The following is a 3,391-nucleotide window of genomic DNA, read 5'->3' as shown; positions in this document are numbered from 1 at the left end:
GCAAGCCTAGAAGCAGTCCCAGACTGGCAAGCTCATTGCCAAAGAATGGCGCCTCGCTGAAGTCGGCCAATACGCGGCGCAGGGTCCAGACCACGCCGTAATTCGGCTCGCCGCTGACAGGCTGCAACGCGATGTGCTTTCGACCCTGCCCCACCCATGACGGAAAACGTCTGCACATCATAAACGCGACAGCGCTTGCCACGGCCATGCCGCTCACGTTGCCAATCACTACCGGCAGTTGCAGAGGAATACACAGGTAGTTGACGAAGAACAGGCTGGCAGGCGTTACCAACAGTGCACCCAGCACTGCACCGCTGATCGTTACCTGCCAGCCGCCACCCAACAGGAGCACCATTGCAGCTGGCAACGACACGAAGGCGACGAAGGTCGGTTGCCACACGCCAGCGGCCAAGGTCCATCCCCATAAGCCGTGGCTCAGCAACAGACCCAACAGTGAACTGCCGACAACCCAAGGCCATAGACCACTGCCATAGCAAATGGCAAAGCCTTGCCAGCGGTAGCCACGGACCGATGCCCAATGCGCCAGACAGGCACCCAGCAGCAAGCCTAACGCGGGCAACTCATGCTTGTAGAAAGCGACCTCACTGATATCACCCACTATCCAACGCAAACGGCTCAGGGGCTGATCAATCGTTGCAATGGTGTATCCATAGTCCGGCCATTGACCAACAACCAGGCTGCTGATCAGCAGTAGGAGCATGCAGGTGAATACCACCAGTAATGGCCATTGCCGCGTCGGGACATTCATCTCTTTCATGTCCGACTCCTCAGCGCGGCATCGGGGCATGCAGCCGATAACCGAGGGTATGGTCATAGAGATCTGTGCGCCGGTCCCGTGGCAGGTCGTTGAGGCTGTTCCAGATCGGCGCAGAACGTGCAGCACTGAGGTCTACATCGGCATAGAGGATATGTTCTTCCTCTGCACTGGCTACCTCACCGATCGGCCAGCCGTTGGTTCCTGCAATCAGCGAGCAGCCCAGGAAACGCCCGCCACGCTCGCTACCTATACGATTGGCCGCCGCAATGTAGACGTTGTTGACGTGTGCTGCAGTCATGGTCAAGTAAGAGGCCATGCAGCGCCCGGCTTCATCGAAAAGAGGCGGTGGCGTCCATACCCAGTTGTTCAGGCTGCAGAGGATGTCGGCACCTTGCGCCGCCATCACGCGAGGGACTTCGGGAAACCAGATATCCCAGCAAATGAGCAAGCCGATACGCCCAATGGGCGTCTCGAATACGGGGAAACCCAAGTCACCAGGGGTGAACCATAGCTTTTCCTGGTTCCATAAATGTGCTTTGCGGTAGTGCCCAAGCAAACCCTCCGGCCCGAAGAGTACTGCACTGTCATACAGCTTCAGGCCATCTCGCTCGGCAAAACCCGCCGCCAGATAAACGTGATTGTCCCTTGCGAAGTTGGCCCACGCCTGCACACAGCTGCCGTCTTGCAAGGTTTGGGCATGGGCGTAAGCTTCGGCCCGTGAGGTGAACGTATAGCCGGTGTTGGCAAGTTCCGGCAGCACAATCAGGTTGGCACCATCGTTCACAGCGCGCCGGGCCAAGGCCAGCCCTTTGCCAAGATTGCTGTCACAGTAGTCGATCCCCACCTGAGGGCCATATTGGATGACTGCGATTCGCACGGGACTGACGGGAGTGCAGTGCTCAGACATGGCGGCTTCCTTTTATCGTTGTTGTGGAAGGCGCTAGTAGAGTGGCGATGAGTCGGGGAGCGATAGTCAGCTCACTCCCACAAACTAGTAGGAAAACGGAATGTGTATAGAAGGAAGACTCTTACATACTCACTGCCAAAACCCTGCCTACCGTACTTGGTAATGCGGATAGTGGTCTAAGGTGAAGCCACCATTGAACGTTGCTGAAGTCCGATTGCAAAGGTTTATCACGGTGTCGATTGCCGTGCGCAGGCAAGGTTCTGTCCAGCCCGCATCTACAGAGAAGGACTCTCCAGCCAGATAGAGCCCAGAGGCAACACTCAGATCGCGATTATATTTCATCAGGCTAACCGCATCGTAATAGGTGCCAGCCCGATAGAGTTTTGCACAGCCAAGGGCGTTTTTATCTGTCATCCACCGCTGTATACGAATGTTTCGAGTATCGATATAGGGCGATATGGGTTCACCAACGTTGGTGCAGCGCATCAGAATTCGATCGAGCTCCCCGATGCATTTATTGGCTAATTGCTCGTCCGAAAACGCTCCCAGCTTAGTAGCGTCATCTTCCCAGGTATAACTCAGAAGGATGCAGTCATCGGCGTAGCTGTCGTTGTAGCGGTAGGCATAAACGTCGTGGACGAAGCTGTCCGTAACAAGGATCTGTGGCATAGCCGATTGGCAGTCCAGGAAGCGCTTCTGGAGTGGTGCGTAGACCTTGCAACTGGTTTCCCAGTGGGCATGCCTCCATGCATCGATGATCGGTTGTGGCAACATTTCTCGATTGAAGCCATCGATCTGTATCTGGGTTTCAATCAGCCAGGAAGGTGTGGTCAGGATCACGCTATCGAAGTCATCATGCAACAACTCCACCTGCGCCGGATCACTTCGCTGCCAACTGTAATCGACTCGGATACGACCATCGGGCAGCTTATGCAGAGCGCAGACAGCGCTGTCGGTCAGCAGCCCGTCGTGGCGGTCAACAAGGTGATGATAGAGCGACTTACCCTGCATCCCGACATCCATGAACAGTAGGCAATCATCCATCGCCGCAACGCCCAGATAGGCTGGCGCCTGGAACATGAGCCCTCTGCTATCGGGCAGATGGCCCGAGCCCAGATACGGGGCGGCGTAGGGTACACCAGCTTCATCAACGCGCCCGTGCACCAACTGTAAATGGCTACTGAAACCAAAGATTGCGGTACGCAGCGGGTACAAGCAGCAGACATCATAGAATGCTCCCCAACTGCCGTCTCCAATGCCGATCGCGTAGAATATCGCTGATTCGTCGCTGCTCATGCCTAACCCACCGAAGTCACCCGGATATGCAGGATCCCATGCACTCAAGGCAGGCAGTTGCACAAGGTCTCTGAATGACAAGCGGTGATAACGCTCGACGATGGCAGACCACATCGATTCCCAGTCTGCAGTGCCATAGTGACTGGCTACCCGTTCGGCGAACTGCTCTGCAAAGCGCCGCCATTTGTTGTAGACCCGCTGGAGAGTGAGCGTCGGTGGCGGTGTCGTCCCCTCAGGATTGCGCCATATCAGCAGCGTCGGCTCCCCCGTCCCATCCAACTGCCCCTCTCTTAGAAAAATTCCTGTGGCATTGACCCAAGGCGTACCGGGATTGGGAAAATCGGAGAGGCGCAATTCGAACAGATTGGCGTAGTAGGCCATTAGCGAGCATCCGTCCTTGGGTGGCTCTC

Annotated in this window: 3 protein-coding genes; all 3 read right to left on the bottom strand. The window is 56.2% G+C overall.

What is annotated here, in order from left to right; all coding sequences use genetic code 11:
* Positions 1 to 769: hypothetical protein (locus APH34_RS28195; protein ID WP_371263336.1), on the bottom strand; the 769-nt coding region annotated here is incomplete at its 3' end.
* A 19-nt stretch (positions 770 to 788) separates the two neighbouring features.
* Complete coding sequence (locus APH34_RS28190) at positions 789 to 1,685, bottom strand: nitrilase family protein (RefSeq protein WP_054903774.1); 897 nt, start codon at positions 1,683 to 1,685, stop codon at positions 789 to 791.
* Between the two features lie 147 nt (positions 1,686 to 1,832).
* A partial coding sequence (locus APH34_RS28185; RefSeq protein WP_054903776.1) for an FAD-dependent oxidoreductase occupies positions 1,833 to 3,391 on the bottom strand: 1,559 nt, incomplete at its 5' end.

The organism is Pseudomonas sp. NBRC 111131 (assembly GCF_001320525.1).
In the GTDB taxonomy this organism is placed as follows: Bacteria; Pseudomonadota; Gammaproteobacteria; order Pseudomonadales; family Pseudomonadaceae; genus Aquipseudomonas; species Aquipseudomonas ceruminis.
This window is presented reverse-complemented; position numbering and strand designations above follow the sequence as displayed.

What these genes read in the sequence shown, in the direction of transcription:
- APH34_RS28190 (WP_054903774.1), bottom strand. Translation starts at nt 1,685, where the DNA reads ATGTCTGAGCACTGCACTCCCGTCAGTCCCGTGCGAATCGCAGTCATC.